The sequence below is a fragment of the Streptomyces sp. LN549 genome (assembly GCF_043203805.1).
Lineage (GTDB): Bacteria > Actinomycetota > Actinomycetes > Streptomycetales > Streptomycetaceae > Streptomyces.
Map to the genome: position 1 here is coordinate 8792553 of NZ_JAZHRI010000002.1, position 21424 is coordinate 8813976.

14 protein-coding genes and 1 pseudogene are annotated in these 21424 nt (G+C 70.3%); 10 read left to right on the forward strand and 5 right to left on the reverse strand.

Going from position 1 to position 21424, the window contains the following annotated elements; all coding sequences use genetic code 11:
- Nucleotides 1–245 precede the first annotated feature (245 nt).
- Nucleotides 246–1901 (forward strand): MFS transporter, encoded by a 1656-nt coding sequence (locus SH922_RS38875; RefSeq protein ID WP_393063208.1) that lies wholly within the window; start codon nucleotides 246–248, stop codon nucleotides 1899–1901.
- Between the two features lie 40 nt (nucleotides 1902–1941).
- On the opposite strand, the gene SH922_RS38880 is transcribed toward SH922_RS38875, so the two are convergent.
- Nucleotides 1942–4092 (reverse strand): MMPL family transporter, encoded by a 2151-nt coding sequence (locus SH922_RS38880; RefSeq protein WP_393063209.1) that lies wholly within the window; start codon nucleotides 4090–4092, stop codon nucleotides 1942–1944.
- 257 nt (nucleotides 4093–4349) lie between these two features.
- Nucleotides 4350–6641 (reverse strand): glycoside hydrolase family 3 N-terminal domain-containing protein, encoded by a 2292-nt coding sequence (locus SH922_RS38885; RefSeq protein ID WP_393063210.1) that lies wholly within the window; start codon nucleotides 6639–6641, stop codon nucleotides 4350–4352.
- Nucleotides 6642–6794: 153 nt separating this feature from the next.
- Here SH922_RS38885 and SH922_RS38890 point away from each other — a divergent pair, with 153 nt between their 5' ends.
- The gene (locus tag SH922_RS38890; protein WP_393063211.1) at nucleotides 6795–7394 is read left to right on the forward strand and encodes a TetR/AcrR family transcriptional regulator; all 600 of its coding nucleotides are present in this window, start codon (nucleotides 6795–6797) and stop codon (nucleotides 7392–7394) included.
- A 147-nt stretch (nucleotides 7395–7541) separates the two neighbouring features.
- Here SH922_RS38890 and SH922_RS38895 read toward each other — a convergent pair whose 3' ends face one another.
- The gene (locus SH922_RS38895; RefSeq protein WP_393063212.1) at nucleotides 7542–8297 is read right to left on the reverse strand and encodes a TetR/AcrR family transcriptional regulator; all 756 of its coding nucleotides are present in this window, start codon (nucleotides 8295–8297) and stop codon (nucleotides 7542–7544) included.
- Nucleotides 8298–8462: 165 nt separating this feature from the next.
- Here SH922_RS38895 and SH922_RS38900 point away from each other — a divergent pair, with 165 nt between their 5' ends.
- The 3 genes from SH922_RS38900 (at nucleotide 8463) to SH922_RS38910 (ending at nucleotide 13923) form a co-directional block, all read left to right on the forward strand.
- Entirely contained in the window at nucleotides 8463–9986 is a 1524-nt protein-coding gene (locus SH922_RS38900) for an FAD-dependent monooxygenase (protein ID WP_393063213.1), read from the forward strand.
- A gap of 42 nt (nucleotides 9987–10028) precedes the next feature.
- Nucleotides 10029–10496 carry a nuclear transport factor 2 family protein gene (locus tag SH922_RS38905; protein WP_393063214.1) on the forward strand — a complete coding sequence of 156 codons (468 nt, stop codon included), beginning with the start codon at nucleotides 10029–10031 and terminating at the stop codon, nucleotides 10494–10496.
- A gap of 424 nt (nucleotides 10497–10920) precedes the next feature.
- Nucleotides 10921–13923, forward strand: a complete 3003-nt coding sequence (locus SH922_RS38910; protein ID WP_393063215.1) for a carbohydrate binding domain-containing protein — start codon at nucleotides 10921–10923, stop codon at nucleotides 13921–13923.
- A 76-nt stretch (nucleotides 13924–13999) separates the two neighbouring features.
- Here SH922_RS38910 and SH922_RS38915 read toward each other — a convergent pair whose 3' ends face one another.
- On the reverse strand, nucleotides 14000–14914 hold the full coding sequence (locus SH922_RS38915) for a carbohydrate kinase family protein (protein ID WP_393063216.1): 915 nt from the start codon (nucleotides 14912–14914) through the stop codon (nucleotides 14000–14002).
- Between the two features lie 313 nt (nucleotides 14915–15227).
- Between SH922_RS38915 and SH922_RS38920 the strand changes: the two are divergent.
- Both SH922_RS38920 and SH922_RS38925 read left to right on the forward strand, forming a co-directional pair.
- A pseudogene (locus SH922_RS38920) lies at nucleotides 15228–15469 on the forward strand (hypothetical protein); the annotation flags it as partial.
- A 122-nt stretch (nucleotides 15470–15591) separates the two neighbouring features.
- Complete coding sequence (locus tag SH922_RS38925) at nucleotides 15592–16056, forward strand: hypothetical protein (RefSeq protein ID WP_393063217.1); 465 nt, start codon at nucleotides 15592–15594, stop codon at nucleotides 16054–16056.
- A gap of 48 nt (nucleotides 16057–16104) precedes the next feature.
- Here SH922_RS38925 and SH922_RS38930 read toward each other — a convergent pair whose 3' ends face one another.
- Nucleotides 16105–18162, reverse strand: a complete 2058-nt coding sequence (locus SH922_RS38930) for a SpoIIE family protein phosphatase (RefSeq protein ID WP_393063812.1) — start codon at nucleotides 18160–18162, stop codon at nucleotides 16105–16107.
- Between the two features lie 211 nt (nucleotides 18163–18373).
- Here SH922_RS38930 and SH922_RS38935 point away from each other — a divergent pair, with 211 nt between their 5' ends.
- The 3 genes from SH922_RS38935 to SH922_RS38945 all read left to right on the forward strand — a co-directional run bounded on the left by SH922_RS38935 (nucleotide 18374) and on the right by SH922_RS38945 (nucleotide 21386).
- Nucleotides 18374–18628, forward strand: coding sequence for a WhiB family transcriptional regulator (locus SH922_RS38935; RefSeq protein WP_393063813.1), 255 nt, complete (start codon nucleotides 18374–18376; stop codon nucleotides 18626–18628).
- A gap of 75 nt (nucleotides 18629–18703) precedes the next feature.
- The gene (locus SH922_RS38940; RefSeq protein ID WP_393063218.1) at nucleotides 18704–19030 is read left to right on the forward strand and encodes a YkvA family protein; all 327 of its coding nucleotides are present in this window, start codon (nucleotides 18704–18706) and stop codon (nucleotides 19028–19030) included.
- A 202-nt stretch (nucleotides 19031–19232) separates the two neighbouring features.
- Nucleotides 19233–21386 carry a discoidin domain-containing protein gene (locus tag SH922_RS38945; protein WP_393063219.1) on the forward strand — a complete coding sequence of 718 codons (2154 nt, stop codon included), beginning with the start codon at nucleotides 19233–19235 and terminating at the stop codon, nucleotides 21384–21386.
- Nucleotides 21387–21424 lie beyond the last annotated feature (38 nt).

Here is a 21424-nt window from a genome sequence, read left to right on the forward strand (position 1 = left end):
CTGCTGCCGGAGCCCAGTCCTGACATCGTTGTCAGAGAGTGAGGGGTGACGTCGGGTCCATCGAGGGAAGCGGTGACGGGTGGGACGGGCCTGCGCCGACCGGTGGCCGATGCCGTCCCGATGGCCGGTGCGGCGAGCAGCGCCCGCCGGGCCCTCCAGCCCGATTGGCGGTGGCCCGCGGGCAGGGCTACCGTCGGGGGAGTGAACGACTGCGTTCACTGACGGCTTGAGTGGCAAGCAAACCCATGACGGGCTCCCACGCGACACCCCAACAGGCTGCCGGCTCCCCGGAGAAGGGACGAGGCAGCGGGATCGCCCTACTCGTCATCTGCTCGTGCCAGTTGATGGTGGTCCTCGACATCACCATCGTGAACATCGCTCTCCCGCACATCCAGACCTCGCTGGGCTTCTCGACCGAGAACCTCTCCTGGGTCATCAACGCCTACACGCTGACGTTCGGCGGTCTGCTCCTGCTGGGCGGGCGCCTCGGCGACATCCTCGGCCGCCGCAGAGTCTTCATGTTCGGCGTCGCGCTCTTCGTCTTCGCCTCCCTGCTCGGTGGTCTCTCCCAGGAATCGTGGCAACTGCTCGCCGCGCGCTCCCTGCAGGGCGTCGGAGGCGCGATCGCCTCGCCGACCGCCCTGTCGCTCATCACGACGACCTTCCGCGAAGGGCCGGAGCGCAACAGGGCGTTCGGCGTGTTCGCGGCCGTATCGGCGGGCGGCAGCGCCATCGGACTGCTGGCGGGCGGGGTGTTGGTGGAGTGGCTCGACTGGCGGTGGATCTTCTTCGTCAACATCCCCATCGGGCTGCTGATCGTGCTCGCCACGCCGCGCTACATCCGGGAGTCCGAACGCCATCCCGGACACTTCGACCTCTTGGGCGCGCTCACGGCGACGCTGGGCATGGTATCCCTCGTCTACGGCTTCATCCGCGCCTCCGAGGAGGGCTGGAGCGACACCCTCACCCTGGCGGCCTTCGCCGCGGCCGTGGTGCTGCTCGGCATGTTCATCGCGATCGAGGGCCGGTCCCGGCAGCCCATCACGCCGCTCTGGATGTTCCGCGACCGCAACCGCGCCGGCACGTACGGAATGATGCTGAGCCTTGCCGCGGCGATGTTCGGCATGTTCTTCTTCCTGACCCTGTTCGTGCAGAACATCCTGAACTTCAGCCCGCTGAAGGCGGGTCTCGCCTTCCTTCCGGTCAGTGCCATCATCGCCGTCGGCGCCGGCATCGCCTCCCAGCTGCTGCCCAAATGGGGTCCCAAGCCCTTCATGGTGACCGGTGCGGTCCTGGCGGCCGCGGGTCTGGGCTGGCTGACGCAGACGGATGTCCACAGTTCGTACCTGGGCAGCCTGCTGGGCCCGATCCTGGTGTTCGGCCTCGGCATGGGGCTGCAGTTCGTGTCGCTGACGCTGATGGCCGTTTCGGGGGTGGAGCCGAAAGAGGCCGGTGCGGCCTCCGGCATCCTCAACACCACGCAGCAGGTGGGCGGATCGCTCGGCCTGTCCATCCTCGTCACGGTCTTCGGTACGGCCAGCCGCAACGAGGCCACCGACCAGGTGCCGAAGTTCCTGGCCGACGCGACACCGGCCCAGCTGGCGGAGTTCCGCAGGACCGGACAGCTTCCCGGACAGTGGGGCGACCAGGTCCTGGCGTCCGGCGTCTCCAACGCGTTCGTCGTCGCGGCGATCTTCGCTGTCGTCGCCGCGCTGATCGCACTGCTCGTCATCCAGGTGCGCCCCTCGGACCTGGAACGCCTGCGCGGAGACGGTGCGATGCCGGGGGCGGGGTCGGTGGGCGAGCCGGCGGAGGGGACGGCCGGTGCCGGTGCGCCGGGTCGGGACGCCGCGCAGCCGCCGGGCAGGGTCGACCGTGAAGGTCCCGGTCCGCAGCAGTGACACCCCGGTCCGCGCCCCATGACGCCGGTCCGCGATCCGGCTACGCCTTCGGCGTCGCCGCCCCGGCCCCCCGCGCCGCCGTGCCGTCCTCGCGGGCCAGCCGGCTCGGCCACCACACCCGCGGCCCGAGGTCGAGGAAGAGCGAGGTGACCAGCACGGACCGCACGACGAACGTGTCCAGCAGCACACCAAGGGCCACTGCGAACCCGATCTCCGCGAAGACCACGACCGGCAGAGTGCCGAGCGCTGCGAAGGTACCGGCGAGGACCAGGCCGGCCGACGTGATCACCGCTCCGGTCGCGGCGAGACCCGCCACCACTCCCGCCCGGGTGCCCTGGAGGATCGCCTCCTCGCGGATCCTCGTCGTCAGGAAGATGTTGTAGTCGATGCCGAGGGCCACCAGGAACACGAAGACGAAGAGCGGGAAGTCCGTGGATTCGCCCGCGTAGTCGAAGATGTGACGGAAGGCCAGCGCACTGATGCCGAGTGCGGCGGCGAACGAGAGCACCACCGTCGCGACCAGAAGCACTGGCGCCACCACCGCGCGCAGCAGCAGCCCCAGAATGATCAGTACCACCAGCAGCACCAGGGGAATGATCAGCAGGTTGTCGTGCCTGGTCGCGGCGTCCATGTCGAGCAGGGCCGCGGTGCTGCCGCCCACCTGGGCGTCGGCGCCCGGCACCCGGTGCACCGCGTCACGGACCCGTTCCACCGTGGCCTTGGCCTCGTCGCTGTCGGCCGGATCGGTCATCGTCGCCTCGAAGATGACCTGGCCGTTCGCCTCCGGCCGGGCACCGGGTGGCGTGCCGACGGAACCGGGCACCACCCCCCGGGTCGTCGCCACCGTGGCCCGCACCGCGGTACCGCGGTCGGCCGCGGCGACGATCACCAGGGGATCGCCGCTACCTCCGGGGAAGTACCGGTCCTGGATCTCCTGGCCGGTGATCGAGTCCGGCTTGCCGGTGAACGAGTCGGCATTGCTCAGGCCGGAGGCGCGCAGTTGTGTCAGCCCCAGGGACAGTGCGGCGAGCACCAGTGCCGTGGCGATCCAGATCGTGCGCGGGCGGCGTGCCAGCCGCTCGCCCATCCGGGCCCAGACCCCGTGCTCGGTCGGCTCGGCGGAGCCGAAGTGCGGGATCGCCGGCCAGAAGACCCACCGGCCGAAGATCACCAGCAGCGCGGGCAGGAGCGTGAGCATGGCGACCAGGGCGACGGCCACACCGATCGCGGCCACCGGCCCGAGCCCCCGGGTCGAGTTCATCTCGGCGACCAGCAGCACCAGCATGCCGAGTACCACGGTGCCGCTGCTCGCCAGCACGGCCGGCCCGGCCCGGTGCAGAGCCCTGGCCATCGCCTCGTGCCGGTCCTCGTGCCGGCGCAACTCCTCCCGGTAGCGGGCCACGATCAGCAGGGCGTAGTCCGTGCCCGCGCCGAACACCAGCACCGTGAGGATGCCCGCGCTCTGTCCGTTCACGGTCAGGCCCGCGTGCGCGGCGAGCAGATAGATCACCGCCTGCGCGCTGAAGAGCGCGGCGACGACCGCGATCACGGGCAGCAGAAGCAGGGTGGGGCTGCGGTAGGTGATCAGCAGCATCACGATCACCACCCCCAGCGCGGCGAACAGCAGCGTCGAGTCGATGCCCGAGAAGGCCTCCGCGGAGTCGGCCGTGACGCCACCGGGGCCGGTGACGTGCACGGCGAGACCACCGCCGCTCGTGCCCACGACCTCCCTGATGTCGTCGACCGCGGGGCCGATCTGTTCCCAGCCCTCCTCGCCCACCGTGATGGGCACGAAGACCTGCGCGGCCGACACCGCGGCCTTCTTGTCGTAGACGGGGCCCCGGGTCTGTGTGCCCAGCACGCCGTGCGCGTCCAGCGTGTGCAGCTGCCGGGTGTCCTCGACGATCCGGGCACGGTCCGCCCCGGTCAGCCCGCCCTCACGGGCGTACACGATCACGGCGGTGATGAACTCGGGTCTGAAGTCCTTAGAGCTCTCCAGAACCTGGGTGGATTCCGCGCTGCTCGGCAGCCAGGAGGTGGCGTCGTTGTCCTGGGCGTCGGTGAGCTTCTGCGCGAGTGGTGCCGCGACGACGAAGACGATCAGCCACAGTGCCACGACCAGCCATTTGGTGCGGCGGCCGCAGATGAGGGCGGCCACCCCCGGCCGTCGGCGCTGCTGTACGTCCGGCATGCCACTCCCCGTGTATCGACAGGAGTGACGTCGTCATCGAAGGGGGAGGCCGCGCCACCGGAGCGACCCGCACAGCGCCGATACCGCAACGTCACCCGCTCCCAGGTTCCGTGCCGGTGACAGTAGGCGGCATGCCGCGGGGCGTCCCCGCGACATGCCGCCGGGCCGCTGCCGGGCCCCGGTTGGGCTATCCCGGGCGGGTGACGGGCCGGTGGCAACCGCGTCACCCGCCACCGGAGCCCCGGCGCCCGCGGACCTCAGTCCTTGACCGTGAACCCCGCCCGCAGCAGGGCATCGTCGCGAGACGACGGACCGACGAGGAGCTCGAACACGCCCGGCTCGACGATCCGCCTGCCCTCTGCGTCCACGAGCGTGCACTCGGCGACCGGCAGTTCGATGACGACCTCCCGGCTCTCGCCGGGGGACAGCGACACCTGACGGTAGGCCTTGAGCTCCTTCTCCGCCCAGGTCACGGAGGTCACCGTGTCGCTGACGTACGCCTGCACGGTCTCCAGCACGGGACGCTCACCGGCGTTGCGGACGACGACGCGCGCCCGCAGCGTGTCACCCGCGCCGAGGACGTCGGTGAGCACCTCCAGATCCGTGTACGTGACCGTCGTGTAGCTGAGGCCCTCACCGAAGACGAACGCCGGGCGCTGCGTCAGGTCGGCGTACCGGGTGCCGTGCTGGCCGCGCACCTGGTTGTAGTACGTCGGCTGCTGCCCCGCATGACGTGCGAAGGAGATGGGCAGCCGCCCGGACGGTTCGATGAGGCCGAGGGCGAGTTCGGCGACGGCCCGGCCGCCGCACATGCCGGGGTTGAAGGCGTACACGATCGCCGCGGCCTCGTGCGCGGAGGGCGGCAGCACGAGGGGCTTCGAACTGATGACGACCACGACGAGCGGCTTGCCCGTCGCCGCGAGCGCGTCGAGCAGCGCGACCTGGCCACCGATCAGCTCCAGGGTCGCCGTGGAGCGGCCCTCACCGACGAGCTCGATGCGGTCACCCACGACCGCGACGACGTAGTCGGCGGCCTCCGCGGCGGCGACGGCCTCGGCGATCATGGCCTCGGACGGCTCCGCCGGGACGACGATCTCAGGCCGCGGCTGCCCGTCGGGGAAGAAGGCACCCTCGGGGTCCGGCCCCACGGTCAGGATGTCGGCGCCCCGGGCGTGCGTGACGGTCCAGCCGTCCGGCACCTGCTCGCGGAACCCGTCCAGCACCGTACGGATCATGGCGCGCGGATGCCCGTCCGGCAGCCAGTCCGCCTGGCCCGACGAGCCCGCCCAGTCGCCGAGCTGGGTCTGCGCGTCGTCGGCGTTGGGCCCGATGACAGCCACCGTGCGCGGCGCGGATCCGTCGCCGGCGACCGCGCGGCCGTCCGGACCGGCCTCGAGCCCGCCGGCCAGCGGCAGCGTGCCGTCGTTGGCCAGCAGCACCAGCGAGCGGCGCGCCGCTTCGAGGTTCAGACCGGCGTGGCCCGCGCTGCCGATGACCGCGGCCTGGCGCTCACGGTCGGGGTGGCGCGGATTCTCGAACAGGCCCAGTTCGAACTTGAGCGTGAGGATGCGCCGGACCGCCGCGTCGATCTCCGCCTCGTCGAGCGTGCCCGCGGCGACCGCCTCCTGCGCCCCGCCGAAGAAGGCCGGCGTCGTCATCACCATGTCGTTGCCCGCGCGGACCGCGGCGGCGGCCGCCTGCGTGTGATCGGCGTACACATGCTGTTCCCACACCATGCGGCCGACGTTGTCCCAGTCGGTCACCAGTGTTCCGGTGTAGCCCCACTCGCCGCGCAGCACCTCGTTCAGCAGCCAGTTGTTGACCGTGACCGGCACCCCGTCCATGGACTGGTAGCCGAGCATGAACGTCCGGCAGCCCTCGCGGGCGACCCGCTCGAACGGCGGCAGGAACCACGAACGCAGCTTGCGCCGCGAGATGTCGGCCTCGCTGGCGTCCCGGCCTCCCTGGGTCTCGGAGTATCCCGCGAAGTGCTTGGCGCACGCGAGGATCGCCGTCGGGTCGTCCAGCCCGTCGCCCTGGTAGCCGCGCACCATCGCCGACGCGAGCTCGCCGATGAGGAAGGGGTCCTCCCCGAACGTCTCGCTCACGCGGCCCCAGCGCAGGTCCCGGGTGATGCACAGGACCGGCGAGAACGTCCAGTGGACCCCGGTCGCGGCCACCTCGACGGCCGTCGCCCGGGCGATGCGTTCCACGAGCTCCGGGTCCCAGGACGCCGCCATGCCGAGCTGGGTGGGGTAGATCGTGGCCCCCTCCCAGAACGAGTGACCGTGGATGCAGTCCTCGGCGACGAGCAGGGGGATCCGCAGCCGGGTCCGCTCGGTGAGCGCGGCCGCCTCCAGGACCCGGTCCGGGGAGGCGTGGAGGATCGATCCCGCGTGCATCTCCTCGATGAGGGGCCGTACCCCGTCCTTCGCGTTCAGCTGGAGCATCTGGCCGACCTTCTCGGGCAGAGTCATCCGTCCGACAAGGTCGGCGACGCGCTCCGGGACGGACAGCGCGGGGTCGAGATAGGGGAGGGAGGAGCCCACAGGAGTTCCTTTCACAACGTCGGCGGGAGGGCGCGGCACGGCTCAACTCGGCCGCTGGGATCCACCGTACGCCGAATACCGACCGAGTGGTAAGTATGTGAGTATGCGACTGCACGAAGCGGTGCCGTCCGATACGACCGGGGAGAGTGGCGAGTGACGGGTGAGGTGCGTCGTGGCTACGCGAAGGGCCGCGCAAAGCGGGTGGAGATCCTCGACCAGGCCATGGCCCTGTTCGGCGAGGCCGGCTACCGGGGTGCCTCGCTGCGGGTGATCGCGACCCGTTGCGGGATCTCGCACCCGGGCCTGCTGCACCACTTCCCCACGAAGGAGTCCCTGCTGCTCGCGGTCCTCGAACACCGCGACGAGGTGGACGGTGAGTGGCTCGCCGTGGACGATCCCGTGGGTGTGGACCGGCTGCGCCGGATGGTCGACCTCGCCGCGCTGAACGCCGAACGGCGCGGAATCGTGGAGCTGTTCTCCGTACTCGCCGCCGAGGCCACCTCCGCCGACCATCCGGCCCACGCCTACTTCGTGGAGCGGTACCGCACCTCGGTCCTGACCACGGCCGTCTCCTACGCGGAGGCCCGGGGCGAGGGCGCCCTGCGGGACGGGATCGACCCCGGCGAGGCTGCGCAGCAGCTGATCGCGCTGATGGACGGGCTCCAGACGCAGTGGCTGCTCAGTGGCTGCGCGACGGACATGGCGGGCGTGCTGCGCGCCCACGTGCAGGCGCAGTTGACCGTGCCGCTCTGAGCGAGGGGTGACGAACAGCGGAACGAGCACCCGGCGCTCGGCCTTGGTGGCGTGCGGGGAGGTCGGCCCCGGGCTTCGCGGTGCAGCTGACGACCGCGCCCTGACCGAATGCGTTCCGCGGCCGCGACGACGGCAGGCGCACAGCTCTCAACCAGCGGCCGCGGGCGGGCTGGTTGCTGTGATGCCGGTCAGGATGAGGTCGATGCCGGTGAGGAACTGTTCCCGGTCATCGTGTTCGCGCATCTGGTCGGCGATGTCATGGAGGAACGGGTAGTCGTCGGGGTCCAGCTCCTGCCACGCCCTGGATGCGGAGTCGAGGAACTCGGCGCGCTCCGTCTCGGTCGCCGGACCCTTGCCGGCGCCTTCGGCGGCGGTGGTCCGGGAGTTCTGGGTGGTGGCCCCGAGGATGTAGTGGACCAGCGTCGAGGTCGTGGTGAACCAGGTGCGTCGTGGTACGCCCATGGCGCGCACATGCCGCCCGATGCTCTCGAAGACCCGTGGCGTCACCGCTCCCCAGGGGCTGCGGGTGATCTGCGAGGCGAGCTGGGTCGCGAGCCAGGGGTGCTCGGCGACCGCGTCGTACAGGCTGAGCGCGACGGTGCGGATCCCGTCCTCGGGTGCGCCCGCGGTACCGGCTCCGGGGCCCGGTGCCGGCCCGGCTGCGGCGGGGTGGGCGGGCAGGCCGGCGGCGATGACGCTGTCGGTCGCGGCCTGCAGCAGTTCGCTCATGTTGCCCACGTGGTGGTAGATCGCCCCGGACCCGGTGGACAGGTGCTCGGACAGCGCACGGACTGTCAGTGTGCCTTCCCCTGCTGTGTCCAGCAGCTCGATGGCTGCTTCGACGATGCGCTCGCGCGAGAGCACCTGCCTGCGCCTCTGTGACTGGCGTGTCTGCATGCCCATGTCCTCATTCTGCCAGATTTGGTACGGCGCTCCAACTTGGAGTACGGTTCCAATATTGGAACCACGTTCCAATACTGCTTCTCGGGTCTTACGGGAGTGAGGTCCGACCCGACGGACTCCCGGGCCCGGGCACAGCAAGGGGTTCGTAACTGGAGGAGGTTTCATATGTATGACGTGGCGATCGTGGGGGCCGGCCCGGTGGGCCTGTTCCTCGCTGCTGAACTCGCGCTGGCGGACTGCTCGGTCCTGGTCCTGGAGAAGGACCATGAGCCGGCTTCGCCGTTCAAGGCGCTTCCGCTGGGCATGCGGGGCCTGAACGCCGGATCGGTCGAGACGTTCTACCGCCGCGGGATGCTGACCGAGTTGCTGAACGCCTCGGGTGCCGACGCGCAGCAGGTGGGCGCGCACCCCGACGCGCACCACTCGCCCGCCCCCCGCGACATCAGTCACTTCGCCGGCATCCGTATCGACGCGGCCAACATCGCCCCCTCCGCCCTCTCCTTCCGGCTGCCCGGCCCGGCCATGGAACCCATCATGACCAGCCTCGAAGCGGTGGGGAGGATCCTGGAGGCGCGGGCGACCGGCCTCGGTGTACAGATCCTGCGCGGGGCCGCACTGGAGTCCGTCACGCAGGACGGCGACACCGTCGTCGCCCGGGCCGGCGGGCGCGACCACCGGGCACACTGGCTCGTGGGGTGCGACGGCGGACGCAGCGCCGTACGTCGGCTGGCGGGCTTCGACTTCGTCGGCACCGAGCCGCTGTTCACCGGCTACGTCGCCCAGGCCACCTTCGATGATCCGCAGAAGCTGGACCTGGGGTTCAACCTGACGCCGACAGGCATGTACCTGCGCACGCCCTTCGAAGGGCACCTGGGCATGATGGACTTCGACGGCGGCGCCTTCGATCGCTCGCAGCCGCTGACCCGCGACCACCTCCAGACGGTCCTGCGCCGCATCTCCGGCACCGACGTGACACTGAGCGAGGTTCACCTCGCCTCCAGCTTCACCGACCGCGCCATGCAGACCACGGCCTACCGCAACGGCCGTGTCCTGCTCGCCGGCGACGCTGCCCACATCCACTCCCCGCTCGGCGGCCAGGGACTCAACCTCGGCATCGGCGACGCCATGAACCTCGGCTGGAAACTCGCCGCCACGCTCCACGGGACCGCGCTCGAGGGCCTGCTCGACTCCTACACCGCCGAACGCCACCCCGTCGGCGCCGCGATCCTCGACTGGTCACGCGCCCAGGTGGCCACGATGAACCCCGGCCCCAGCGCCCCGGCCCTGCGGCAACTGGTCCGCGATCTGCTCGACACCCGCGACGGCACCACCCACGTGTTCAGCAACACCTCCGGACTGACTCACCGCTACGACCTGGGCAGCGACCAGCCGCTCGTCGGCCGTACCGCACCGGACTTCCGCTTCGACGACGGCACTCGTCTCGGGGACCTGCTGCACGAAGGGCAGGGCGTCGCACTCGACTTCACCCCCGGCCGGAACCTGCATGCCGCGGCCGCGCGCTGGAAGGACCGGATCCGCTACGTGCCCGGGCCGGCCGGCAACGACCTCGGATTCGGTGCCCTCCTGATCCGCCCCGACGGCGTCGTCGCCTGGGCCGAGGGCCAGGAACCCGACACGGAGGCGTTCCGGCACGCAGCCATCCGCTGGTTCGGCGCCCCCACCCCCTGACCGCCCACCCCTTGATCGCCCCCACTCCGAAGGAGACCTCCCGTGCCCAGTGGACATCCGACTCAGGCAGCCGAGATGAACAAGGACGTGGTCCGCCGCTTCTACGAAGCCGTCCTCCGGGTCCCCGGCGGCCCGGACTTCGCCGCCATCAAGGATCTCGCAGACGAACAGGAAGTGGAGCTCAACTGGGGCCACCCCGACAGCGGCATCCACCGAGGGGCCGCCATCGCGCCGGCCCGCCACCGGATGCACCAACTGACCGGCCTGGACTTCGCAGCCATCCGCATCGACGAACTCATCGCCGAAGGCCCGAACCGGGTGGTCGTCGTCGCCACGAACAGTGGCACCGACATTCACGGCAACCCGTGGACCATGACCGTCCTCGAATTGGTGGACGTCGAGAACGGCAGAATAGCCAGGAAGCGCTCGTTCTACCAGGACGCCGCGCTCCTGCGGGACATCTCACTCGAACGCGAGGCGGCACTCGCGCAGACCGCCGGACCGCACTGACCGCCCCCTGCCCTCTCTCACGGCCGTGCCACTCCCGTCGTCGTGGCCGTGCTCGGGCGGCCGGGCCGGTCGAGGAAGACGGGAGTCGCCGAGCGGACGGTCAGCACCCCCGGGCGGCGGCGCTCCGGGCGGCGGCTCTCCGGCAGGGGGTGGAGGTGACGGCCGGTAATCCGGAATGAAGCTATCCGCTTGAGGAGAGCGCGCCGGGTGGTGCCCGAGCCCTTTACGGGCTTGTCATGTGCCGGTAACTTCCGTGCTGCAAGAGATTGCTGCAAAATTCCGGCTGGACTTTCAGTCGGAATCATCCCCATTCGCTCGGACCTTGAGGCGCGTCAGGGTTTCCGGCGGGAGGCGCAGGTCCCCGACTCCTGCGCCCTGGACGCCATGGCTTCGCCGTCGCTGTGGCCCTTCCCTGGAGACACCGATGAAACGCACCCCTCACAGGCTGCTGAGGCGCCCCCTGGCGGCCGTCACGGCCGCGGCAGCAGTGCTCGGCCTCCTCGCCGCGCTGCCCCGGACCGCTGATCTCGACGCGAAGCCGGCAGCTGCCTCCGAGACGTCCACCACCGTCTTCTACTACACCAAGACGAAGAACTGGGCGGCCTACAACCTCCATTACGCACCGGACGGCGGTTCCTGGACGACGGTGCCCGGCGTGGCGATGGAGGCCGCCTGCGCCGACTGGGTCAAGAAGACCGTGTCACTCGGGACCGCACAAGGGCTGAAGGCGACCTTCAACAACGGCTCCGGTGTCTGGGACAACAATGCCGGCAGGAACTACGACCTGGGCAGCGGGAACGTCACCGTCAAGGACGGGGTCGTGGCCCACAGCGACCCGTGCGCGGGAGGCACCGACCCGGACCCGAGCCCGACTCCCACCGACGACGCGGCGAACAGCGCCTCGGTGTACTACTCGACCGCCACCGTCGGCTGGACCACCACCAATCTGCACTACCAGCCCACAGGCGGTGCCTGGACCGCGGTGCCCGGCGTCGGCATGGAGCCCGCCTGCACCGGCTGGGTGAAGAAGACGGTCGACCTCGGCGCCGCCACCTCGATGCAGGCCGCGTTCAACAACGGCAACGGCGTCTGGGACAACAACAACGGCGGCAACTACGCGATCTCCGCCGGCGTCAGCACCGTGAAGGACCGGGCCGTCGTCAAGGACGCCAAGGACCCGTGCGTCGCCGAGACACCCGACACCGAGGCGCCGACCGTGCCCACGGGCGTGACGGCCAAGGCCGACGGTGTCGGGGTGGTCCTGAGCTGGGAACCCTCCACCGACAACAAGAAGGTGACGAAGTATCAGGTCACCCGCACCGGAGGTACGAAGGGCAGCGTCGTCACCGATGTGACCTCGACGGTGCTCTCCGAGGCGAACCTGGAGGAGAACACCGCCTACGCCTATACCGTCAAGGCGGCGGACGCGGCCGGCAACACCTCCGCGGCCTCCGCGGAAGCGAAGGCGACCACGGGTGACAAGCCGCCGGCAGCTGCCCAGGGCAAGCCGCTGGGCACCGACCCGCGCAAGGACCCCATCTATTTCGTCCTGACCGCCCGCTTCAACGACGGGGACGCGAGCAACAACCGGGGCGGCAGCCAGGACGTGAAGTCGGGCAACGCCGCCAACAACGACCCGATGTTCCGCGGGGACTTCAAGGGCCTGGTCAAGAAGCTCGACTACATCAAGGGGCTCGGCTTCTCGGCCATCTGGATCACCCCGGTCGTGCTGAACCGGTCCGACTACGACTACCACGGCTACCACGGCTACGACTTCTACAAGGTCGACCCGCGACTGGAGTCCGCCGGGGCCTCGTACCAGGACCTGATCAACGCGGCCCACGCCAAGGGCATCAAGATCTACCAGGACGTCGTCTACAACCACTCCTCGCGCTGGGGCGCCAAGGGCCTGTACACCCCGACCGTCTACGGGGTCCGGGACGGTCAGTGGAGCTGGTACTACGACGAGAAGAACGAGGGCTTCGAGTACGACGGTCTGACCGTCGACCCCAAGAGCGGCAAGTCGTACTACAACGGCGATCTGTGGTCCACAGCCGAGCCCGCGGGCAACACCTGCCTCAACTGGGGCAAGCCGACGGGCGCCACCTCGCCCGAGGGCTACAAGATCTACAACTGCCAGTGGCCGAACCCGACTTCGGGGATGTTCCCGAAGGAGTACTACCACAACTGCTGGCTGGGCAACTGGGAGGGCGAGGACTCCCGCTCCTGCTGGCTGCACGAGGACCTGGCCGACTTCAACACCGAGTCCGCACCGGTCCAGAACTACCTGATCGGCGCGTACAACAAGTACATCGACATGGGCGTCGACGGCTTCCGGATCGACACGGCCGTCCACATCCCGCGCACCACCTGGAACCGTCGCTTCCTGCCCGCGATCCAGGAGCGCGTCACCCAGCAGTCCGGTGCCGAGGCCGCGAAGAACTTCCTGGTCTTCGGTGAGGTCGGCGCGTTCGTCAACGACAAGTGGAACCGCGGCTCGGTCAACCACTCCGCGCAGTTCTTCACCTGGAAGGAACGCAAGGAGTACGACGCCGACGACACCAAGGCCGCCCTGGAGATGTACAACTACGAGGAGCAGCTCGGTACCGGGGCTCAGCCCACGTCCACCAACGCCTTCCTGGACGGAAACGCCTACCACACCCCGGACCACAGTCAGTTCTCCGGCATGAACATCATCGACATGCGCATGCACATGAACTTCGGGGATGCCACGAACGCGTACAACAACGGCAAGGACTCGGACGACTCGACGAACGACGCCACGTACAACGTCGTCTACGTCGACAGCCACGACTACGGTCCCAACAAGAGCAGCGAGCGCTACGCGGGCGGAACCGACGCCTGGGCCGAGAACATGGCCCTCATGTGGACCTTCCGCGGCATCCCGACGCTCTACTACGGATCGGAGATCGAGTTCCAGGCCGGCAAGAAGATCGACTGCGGGCCGACCTGCCCGCTCGCCACCACCGGCCGCGCCTACTACGGCGACCATCTCGCGGGCGACGTCACGTCCTCGGAGTTCTCCAAGGTCGACTCGGCCACCGGTGAGGTCGCCAACACCCTGTCCCAGCCCCTGGTCAAGCACGTTCAGCGGCTCAACGAGATCCGCCGGGCGGTGCCCGCCCTGCAGATGGGCCAGTACTCCACCGAGGGCATCACCGGGCAGATGGCGTACAAGCGCCGCTACACCAGTGGCACGACGGACAGCTTCGCCCTCGTCACGGTCACGGGCGGGGCCTCGTACACCGGGATCCCCAACGGCACGTACAAGGGCGCCGTCACCGGCGACACGAAGGTCGTCACCGACGGGAAGCTGACCGTGGCAGCCCCGGGCATGGGCAACATGCGCGTCTACGTGCTGAACGGCCCGGGCAGGATCGGCACGGCCGGTCCCTACCTGAAGTAGCGCGTCACCAGCACAGCACGTGCCCCGGCGGGCCGGTGACTCCGGCCCGCCGGGGCACGTGCGTACGCCGGGACGGCTAAGAACCGCCGTCCGCCGCCAGCAGGGCCTCGCGGCCGATCATGGCGGTCGAACCCGGGGCCGTACACGCATGGGCGCCCGCCACCGCACCCAGACGGGCCGACCCGAGGGCGTCCCGGCCGGCCAGCCGTCCGTACAGGAAGCCGGTGACGAACGCGTCGCCCGCGCCGTTGCTGTCCACCACCGGCGCCGGCGGAACCGTCGCCGGAACGTGGACCGGGTCCTGCCCGCCGTCACGGGTGAGGACGTAGGACCCCGCCGCGCCGTCCGTGGCGACCACCGTGCCGGCACGGCCCTCACGCAGGATCTCCCGCATCAGCGCGGGCGTGCGGTCACCCGTCGCCGCCGCGCTGAAGAAGACGAGATCGGACCGGAGAGCGAACTCCCGCTGATGGTCGCCCAGTCCGTCCCAGTCGTGCAGATCGGTGGAGACCGGGACACCGAGGGACTCGATGTCGTCGTAGAGGAAACGCGTGAAGTTCATGATGGACAGATGGACGTGGCGGGCGCGCCGCAGCCGGGGAAGATAGAAGTCCTGCGGCATCCGCAGATCCTCCGGATCGCGGGCGTCGTAGAAGGACATCCGCCGCCCCGTCGCGTCCACCAGGTTCACCGCACGGCGGGTGCCCGCCGCCGAGATCAGCGGGTGGAACTCCACATCGCCCTTGGCCAGCCGCTCGCGCACCTGCGCACCGGTCCAGTCGTCGCCGATGCAGTCGAGCAGCGCGACCTCCAGCCCCAGGGCGCGGGCACCGAGCGCCACATTGCCGCCGGTGTGACCGGGCCACTCCTCGATCGGGCCGACCATGACCGAGTCGGCGAGCGGGACCGGCAGGGCGTCGACGCGGACGACCGTGTCCACCCCGCTGCCGCCGACCACCAAGACGTCGTATTCCGTTTGCTGTTGGACCACTGTTCCGCCTCTCCGTTCCCGCCGTGATCAGTATGGCCGACGGCCCTCACCGGCTTCCGTCTCATCCGGAGGTCCGGAATGTGAACACCGGCGTGGTGTGCGCGGCTGTCCTCCCGCGGGCGTCGTCGGCGGCCGCAACATCAGGATCAACGAGCGCTCTCGGCTCCCTGCTCACTGCCGCAGACGGACGAACTGCGCAACAGCCAGGCCGACCTGCGGGCCGGACGGCTCGACGACCCGGCTACGACAAGCGCATCGAGGCCGAGGGGTGACATCTCACGACCCGATCCCCATGCTCGACTGGTCGTCCGTCCTCGACGCCGGTGTCACCATCCTGACAGCCGCTCCTCCCACATGGAGGTGGCCAGGGAGCTCGCCGATCACGGCTACCCGCGCGAGGCGGGGCCCGGCGTGGAGCGGCTGTGGGCCAACCCCGACTGCGGGCCCAGGACCCGGGGCCGGCCCGGGACCCGGACGTCCCTGGCGAACCTCGTCGCGGCGGCCCGCACGGCCCGCACGGTCCGGGCGGGATCGGCTACCGGCGGCACCGCCTGACCGGGGCCGGAGCAGCCGTCACCCGGCGGTCTCCGGCCCCGGCCGGCTTTCTCTGCGCGCGGCCCGGACTCCCGCTGGCTATGGTCGGTCAGGGGCCATCGACTGAACCGTGGAGGAGCCTCATGCTGCCGCTGCCCGACCCGCGCGACTTTCCGCCGCGCATCGCCACCGGCGCGTTCATCCTCAATGCCGGCCTGAGCAAGCTCAAGGCCGACGAAGCGACCGCCCAGGGCCTGCACGGCATGGCCTGTACGGCCTACCCGTTCCTGAAGAAGATCGAGCCCGACCGGTTCACCCGGCTGCTGGCCTGGTCGGAGATCGCGGTCGGCAGCAGCCTGCTGGTCCCCTTCGTGCCGACCCGGCTCGCCGGGCTCGCCCTCACCGGGTTCTCGGGCGGGCTGCTCGGCCTGTATCTGCGGGTGCCCGGGATGCGGGAACCCGGCAGCCTGCGCCCGAGCCAGGACGGCGTCCCGCTGGCCAAGGACTCCTGGATGTTCGGCATCGGACTGGGCCTCCTCGGCGCGGGGCCGCTCAGGGGAAGCGCGGCGTCCCACCGCTGCCGCCGGCACCGCGGCTGCGCACACTGACCCATCCGGCGCCGGGCGCTGACACGGACCCCGTGACAGCGCCCGGCCTCACTCGCGCACCCGGGCCACCAGCAGCGCCACGTCGTCATGGCCCTGGGGGTGCCGGAGCTCGCGCAGCAGCCGGTCGCAGCATTCCTCCAACGACGGATCCGGCACGCGCAGGAGCCCGAGCAGGGTGTCCAGCCGGGTGTCGATGTCCTGGTCGCGGGTCTCCACCAGCCCGTCCGTGTACAGCACGAGCCGGTCGCCGGGCCCGAGAGCGACCGTGACGTCGCTGAACGGAACCCCGCCCACACCGAGCGGCGCCCCGGCCGGCAGGTCCAGCAGCCTCGGTGTTCCGCCCCGCGGGATCAGTACCGGCGGGAGATGTCCGGCGGTGCCCACTCGGCACCGGCCCGTGGCCGGGTCGTACACGGCGTACACGCAGGTGGCGAACCACGGGTCCAGATCGACGGTGATCTCGTCGAGGTGCCCCAGTACCTCGGCGGGCTGCAGACCGAGCCGGGACAGTGTCTGGGTGGCGGTTCGCAGCCGCCCCATCGTGGTGGCCGCGTTGATCCCGCTGCCCATCACATCGCCCACCACCAGCGCGGTCCGCCCGTGCCGCAGGCCGATGACGTCGAACCAGTCCCCGCCGACCTCGTAGCGCGAAGCGGCCGGCTGGTAGCGGGACGCCACCTCCAGACCCACCGGATCGTGGTGGTCGCGCGGCAGCATGCTGCGCTGGAGGGTGAGCGCGGTCTCCCGCTGCTGCCGGTACAGGCGCGCGTTGTCGATACTGACCGCCGCACGGGCGGCCAGCTCGGACGCCAGCAACTCGTCGTCCTCGGTGAACGGCAGCGGATTGTCCGTCCGGATGAGGTCGATCGCGCCCAGGACCTCACCCCGCGCGATCAGCGGCACCGCCAGGTAGGAGTGCGCGCCCGCCTCGGCGAGCAGCGCCGCCGACCGGCTGTCACGTGCGATGCGCGAAAGGATCTCCGCGTCGAGAAACGGCTCCCGGACCGGCCGGGCGGTCCGTACACAGCGGGTGACCAGCCGGTCGGTGCCGTACCGGGCGGCGTGGCCCGGCGGATCAGCCGCCTCGACGACGGGGTTCGGCCGCGCGGCGACGACGGCCAGGGCCTGAATGAGGAGCGGACCCTCGGTCACGCCAGGACGCCCCTTCAGGACGCTGTCCAGCACATCGACCGCGGCCACGTCGGCGAGCTCCGGCACCGTGACCTCGGCGAGCTCCCGGGCCGTCAGCTCCAGATCCAGGGTGGTGCCGATGCGTACCGAGGCATCGGCGATCAGCGCCAGGTGGTGCCGGGCCCGCTCCGCCTCGGCCGCCGCCCGGTAGCGGTCGGTGACATCGATCAGCGAGACCGCGATCCCCAGCACCCGGCCTCCTGAGTCGTCCAGCCGGTACAGGGACACCGACCAGGCACGGTCGGTGTCCGGATCGGCCGCGGTACGGCCGTCCACGTCATGGGACACGTACGGCACACCGCTCCTGAGGACTTCGCGCATCGCCGCCTCGATGACGTCGGACTCCAGGAGCGGCAGGACCTCTCCCGCCCGGCGGCCCAGGTGCTCGGCGGCACTCAGCCCGTCCATCCGCTCCAGTGCGGGATTGGCGGCCAGGTACCGCAGATCGTGGCCCAGGACCGCCAGGCCGATGGGCGACTGGTCGACCAGGCGCACGGACAGTGCGAGGTCGCGCTCGACCTGGCGCAGGGTCGCCCCGTCCGCGGCCAGTCCCAACGCGTAGAAGTCTCCGCGGTCGTCCTGGAGCCGCATGTTGCGGAACTCCAGCAGCCGGGCGGTGCCGTCCTTGTGGCGCACGGGAAAGACACCCGCCCACGCCTCACCGCTGCTCATCACCTCGGTGAACAGCCTCAGCACCAGCTCGAAGTGTTCCTCGTCGACCAGCACCTGGGCGGCGAACCGGCCCAGCGCCTCCTCGGGCGGGTAACCGAGCAGCTGCTCCGCCTGCGGGCTCCACAGCACGATGCGGCCCTCGGTGTCCAGCACCATCGCCGCCACCCCGAGGACATCCAGCAGGCCGCCTTCGGGGGAGCGGTGCACACCCTCCTGGTGCTCTTCGCTCCAGCCGGTCCGCATGTCATCAGTGCCGCCCACGGACATCCTTCCCATGCCGTCACCGCGCCCGGACGCAGGCCCGCTGTCTCCCATGGTCGCCCCGGAGCGGCCGCCCCCGCAGCTTCGACGGCTGCGGAACGTGTGCTGCAGGGGGTTTCGGAAAGCTCTGGGCGGTCACCCGCAGCGTACTGAGCCGAACGGACGCACACGACATCGGGAGAGTGAGATGGCCATGGAGAACTGGCGCATGCATGCGGCCTGCCGCGAGGAGGACCCCGATCTGTTCTTCCCCATCGGGAGCACCGGCCCCGCGCTGGTGCAGACCGAGGACGCCAAGGCGGTGTGCCGAGGCTGTCCCGTACGGGAGGAGTGCCTGCGGTGGGCCCTGGAGAACGGCCAGGACGCCGGTGTGTGGGGCGGCCTCGGCGAGACGGAGCGCCGCGCGCTGAAACGCCGCTCGCGCAGGCGGGCCAAGGACCAGGGTTGACGGCGAGGGCATCGTCACATCCGGTGGAGCCCCTTTCGCTTGGTGTTTCCCCGTCCTGTGGGTACACGATGAGGTATGGACACCACGGCTTGGATCGTCATCGGCGCGGTTCTCGTGCTGCTCGTCATGGGCGTCGCCGCCGTCCTGCTGGTGCGGGTCCTGCGGGCCAGGAAGCTGCTGGCCGATGCGGGGATCCCGCTGCACAACAAGGCGCTGCTCTGGGCGGCGGTGATCTACACCGTGTCGCCCGTCGACCTGCTGCCGGACCCCGTCTACCTCGACGACGTCGGCTTCCTGCTGCTCGCCCTGCGCTCGCTCCATGCCGCCGCGCGGGCGGCCGGGGCAGCAGGAGCGGGCAGGCGAGCCGAGCTGCCGGCGGAGTCCCGGACCCTCTTGCCGTAGGGCAGCAGGCCGCACCGCAGGCAGGGGAGTGACGTCCGGATTCCGGGCGTCCGCGGCACTCGGGGGAATCGGACCCGTCCCGCTCGTTGACAGCTGAACGGGGTACACGTCACTCTCCTGGGAGAGCGCTCTCCCATTCGTTGCGGGACACCTGTCCCGCACTCTTCTGCCAGGAGAGAACGTGCACAGAGCTTGCGCAGCCATGCCCCGAAGACCGCGTTCGGTCACGCTGTTGATCACACTTCTCGCCCTTCTCGCCTCGTCGCTCGTGCTGCTGACGACGGCGCCCTCCGCCCGGGCCGCCGAGTCCCTGCTGTCGCAGGGAAAGGCCGCCACGGACTCCTCCCACGAGGGGGCCGGGCTCACCGCCTCGGCCGCCGTGGACGGAAACCTGACCGGCACCCGCTGGGCCAGCGAATGGCGCGACCCGCAGTGGATCCAGGTGGACCTGGGGGCCACCGCCGACCTCAACAGGGTCGTACTGACCTGGGAGTCCGCCTACGGCAAGGCCTACCAGATCCAGGCATCCGACAACGGATCCGACTGGCGCACCCTGAAGACCGTGACCGACGGCGACGGCGGGACGGACGAACTGGCCGTCTCCGGCTCCGGGCGGTACGTCCGGATGTACGGCACCGCCCGCGCCGGCGGATACGGCTACTCCCTCTGGGAGTTCCAGGTGTACGGCAGCACCACCGGCACGCCCCCCGGCACCGGCGGCGCCGTCCGCGTCACCGGATCGCAGGGCAACTGGCAGCTGACCGTCGACGGGAAGCCGTACCAGGTCAAGGGACTGACCTGGGGGCCGTCCGTCGCCGACGCGGGGCGCTACCTGCCCGACCTGAAGTCGATGGGCGTCAACACCATCCGTACCTGGGGGACCGACGGTTCCTCGAAGCCGCTGCTGGACGAGGCCGCGGCCAACGGGATCCGGGTCGTCAGCGGCTTCTGGCTCCAGCCGGGCGGCGGCCCGGGCAGCGGGGGGTGCGTCAACTACCTCACCGACGACGCCTACAAGTCGTCCTCGCTCACCGAGTTCGCCAAGTGGGTCGACACCTACAAGAACCACCCGGGCGTCCTCATGTGGAACGTCGGAAACGAGTCGGTCCTCGGCCTCCAGAACTGCTACAGCGGTGACGAACTGGAGAAGCAGCGCAACGCCTACACCACCTTCGTCAACGACGTGGCGAAGAGGATCCACACGATCGACCCGAACCACCCGGTGACCTCGACCGACGCCTGGACGGGCGCCTGGCCGTACTACAAGCGCAACGCCCCCGACCTCGACCTGTACTCGGTCAACTCCTACGGCGACATCTGCGGGGTCCGCGGCGCCTGGGAGTCCGGCGGCTACACCAAGCCCTACATCATCACCGAGGGCGGCCCGGCCGGCGAGTGGGAGGTCCCCGACGACGCCAACGGCGTCCCGGACGAGCCCACCGACGTTCAGAAGGCCGAGGGGTACACCAAGGCCTGGAACTGCATCACCGCCCACCAGGGCATCGCCCTGGGCGCCACGCTCTTCCACTACGGGACGGAGCACGACTTCGGCGGCGTCTGGTTCAACGTGGTGCCGGACGGCAAGAAGCGGCTCTCCTACTACGCGCTGAAGAAGGCGTACGCGGGCTCGACCGCCGGCGACAACACTCCGCCGGTGATCGGCAACATGACCGTGCAGAACGCCAACGGTGCGCCCGCCGGCCAGGAGTTCACCGTCCGTGCCGACGTCCGTGACCCGGACAACGACCCGCTGACGTACAAGATCTATCTGAGCGGGAACTACGCCACCGGTGACAAGGCTCTGGTCGAGGCCTCCTGGCGGCCCACCGGCAACGGCACCTTCGCGGTGAAGGCGCCGGAGCGGCTCGGGGTGTGGAAGGTCTACATCCAGGCCGAGGACGGACACGGCAACGCCGGCATCGAGACCAAGTCGGTGAAGGTCGTGGTGCCCCCGGTCACGGGCGCCAACCTGGCCCTGGGACGGCCGGCCACCGCCAGCTCCGCCCAGGCCGGCAGCACAGGCTGCCCCTGCACCGCCGCGATGGCGGTCGACGGCCGGATGGACACCCGCTGGGCCAGCGACTGGAGCGACCCCCAGTCGATCCAGGTCGACCTCGGTGAGCGCAAGTCCTTCCGCCACCTCCAGCTGGTGTGGGACCCGGCCTACGCCAAGGCCTACGAAGTACTGGTCTCGGACGACGGCAGCAACTGGCGCTCCGTGTACTCCACCACCAGCGGCAACGGCGACGCCGACGACCTCGACGTCACGCAGACCGCCCGCTATGTGAAGCTCAACCTCACGCAGCGCGGCACCGGTTGGGGCTACTCCCTCTGGGAGTTCGGCATCTACAGCTGACCGGAGGGCGTCGCCGGTAAGGGGCGGGGAGACGGCCC

Bases quoted from the DNA above. Each gene is read 5' to 3' on its own strand.
- SH922_RS38875 (WP_393063208.1), top strand. From the start codon at position 246: ATGACGGGCTCCCACGCGACACCCCAACAGGCTGCCGGCTCCCCGGAG.
- SH922_RS38895 (WP_393063212.1), bottom strand. From the start codon at position 8,297: ATGGGCATGCAGACACGCCAGTCACAGAGGCGCAGGCAGGTGCTCTCG.
- SH922_RS38900 (WP_393063213.1), top strand. From the start codon at position 8,463: ATGTATGACGTGGCGATCGTGGGGGCCGGCCCGGTGGGCCTGTTCCTC.
- SH922_RS38880 (WP_393063209.1), bottom strand. From the start codon at position 4,092: ATGCCGGACGTACAGCAGCGCCGACGGCCGGGGGTGGCCGCCCTCATC.
- SH922_RS38940 (WP_393063218.1), top strand. From the start codon at position 18,704: ATGGACACCACGGCTTGGATCGTCATCGGCGCGGTTCTCGTGCTGCTC.
- SH922_RS38925 (WP_393063217.1), top strand. From the start codon at position 15,592: ATGCTGCCGCTGCCCGACCCGCGCGACTTTCCGCCGCGCATCGCCACC.
- SH922_RS38945 (WP_393063219.1), top strand. From the start codon at position 19,233: ATGCCCCGAAGACCGCGTTCGGTCACGCTGTTGATCACACTTCTCGCC.
- SH922_RS38935 (WP_393063813.1), top strand. From the start codon at position 18,374: ATGGAGAACTGGCGCATGCATGCGGCCTGCCGCGAGGAGGACCCCGAT.
- SH922_RS38910 (WP_393063215.1), top strand. From the start codon at position 10,921: ATGAAACGCACCCCTCACAGGCTGCTGAGGCGCCCCCTGGCGGCCGTC.
- SH922_RS38930 (WP_393063812.1), bottom strand. From the start codon at position 18,162: ATGCGGACCGGCTGGAGCGAAGAGCACCAGGAGGGTGTGCACCGCTCC.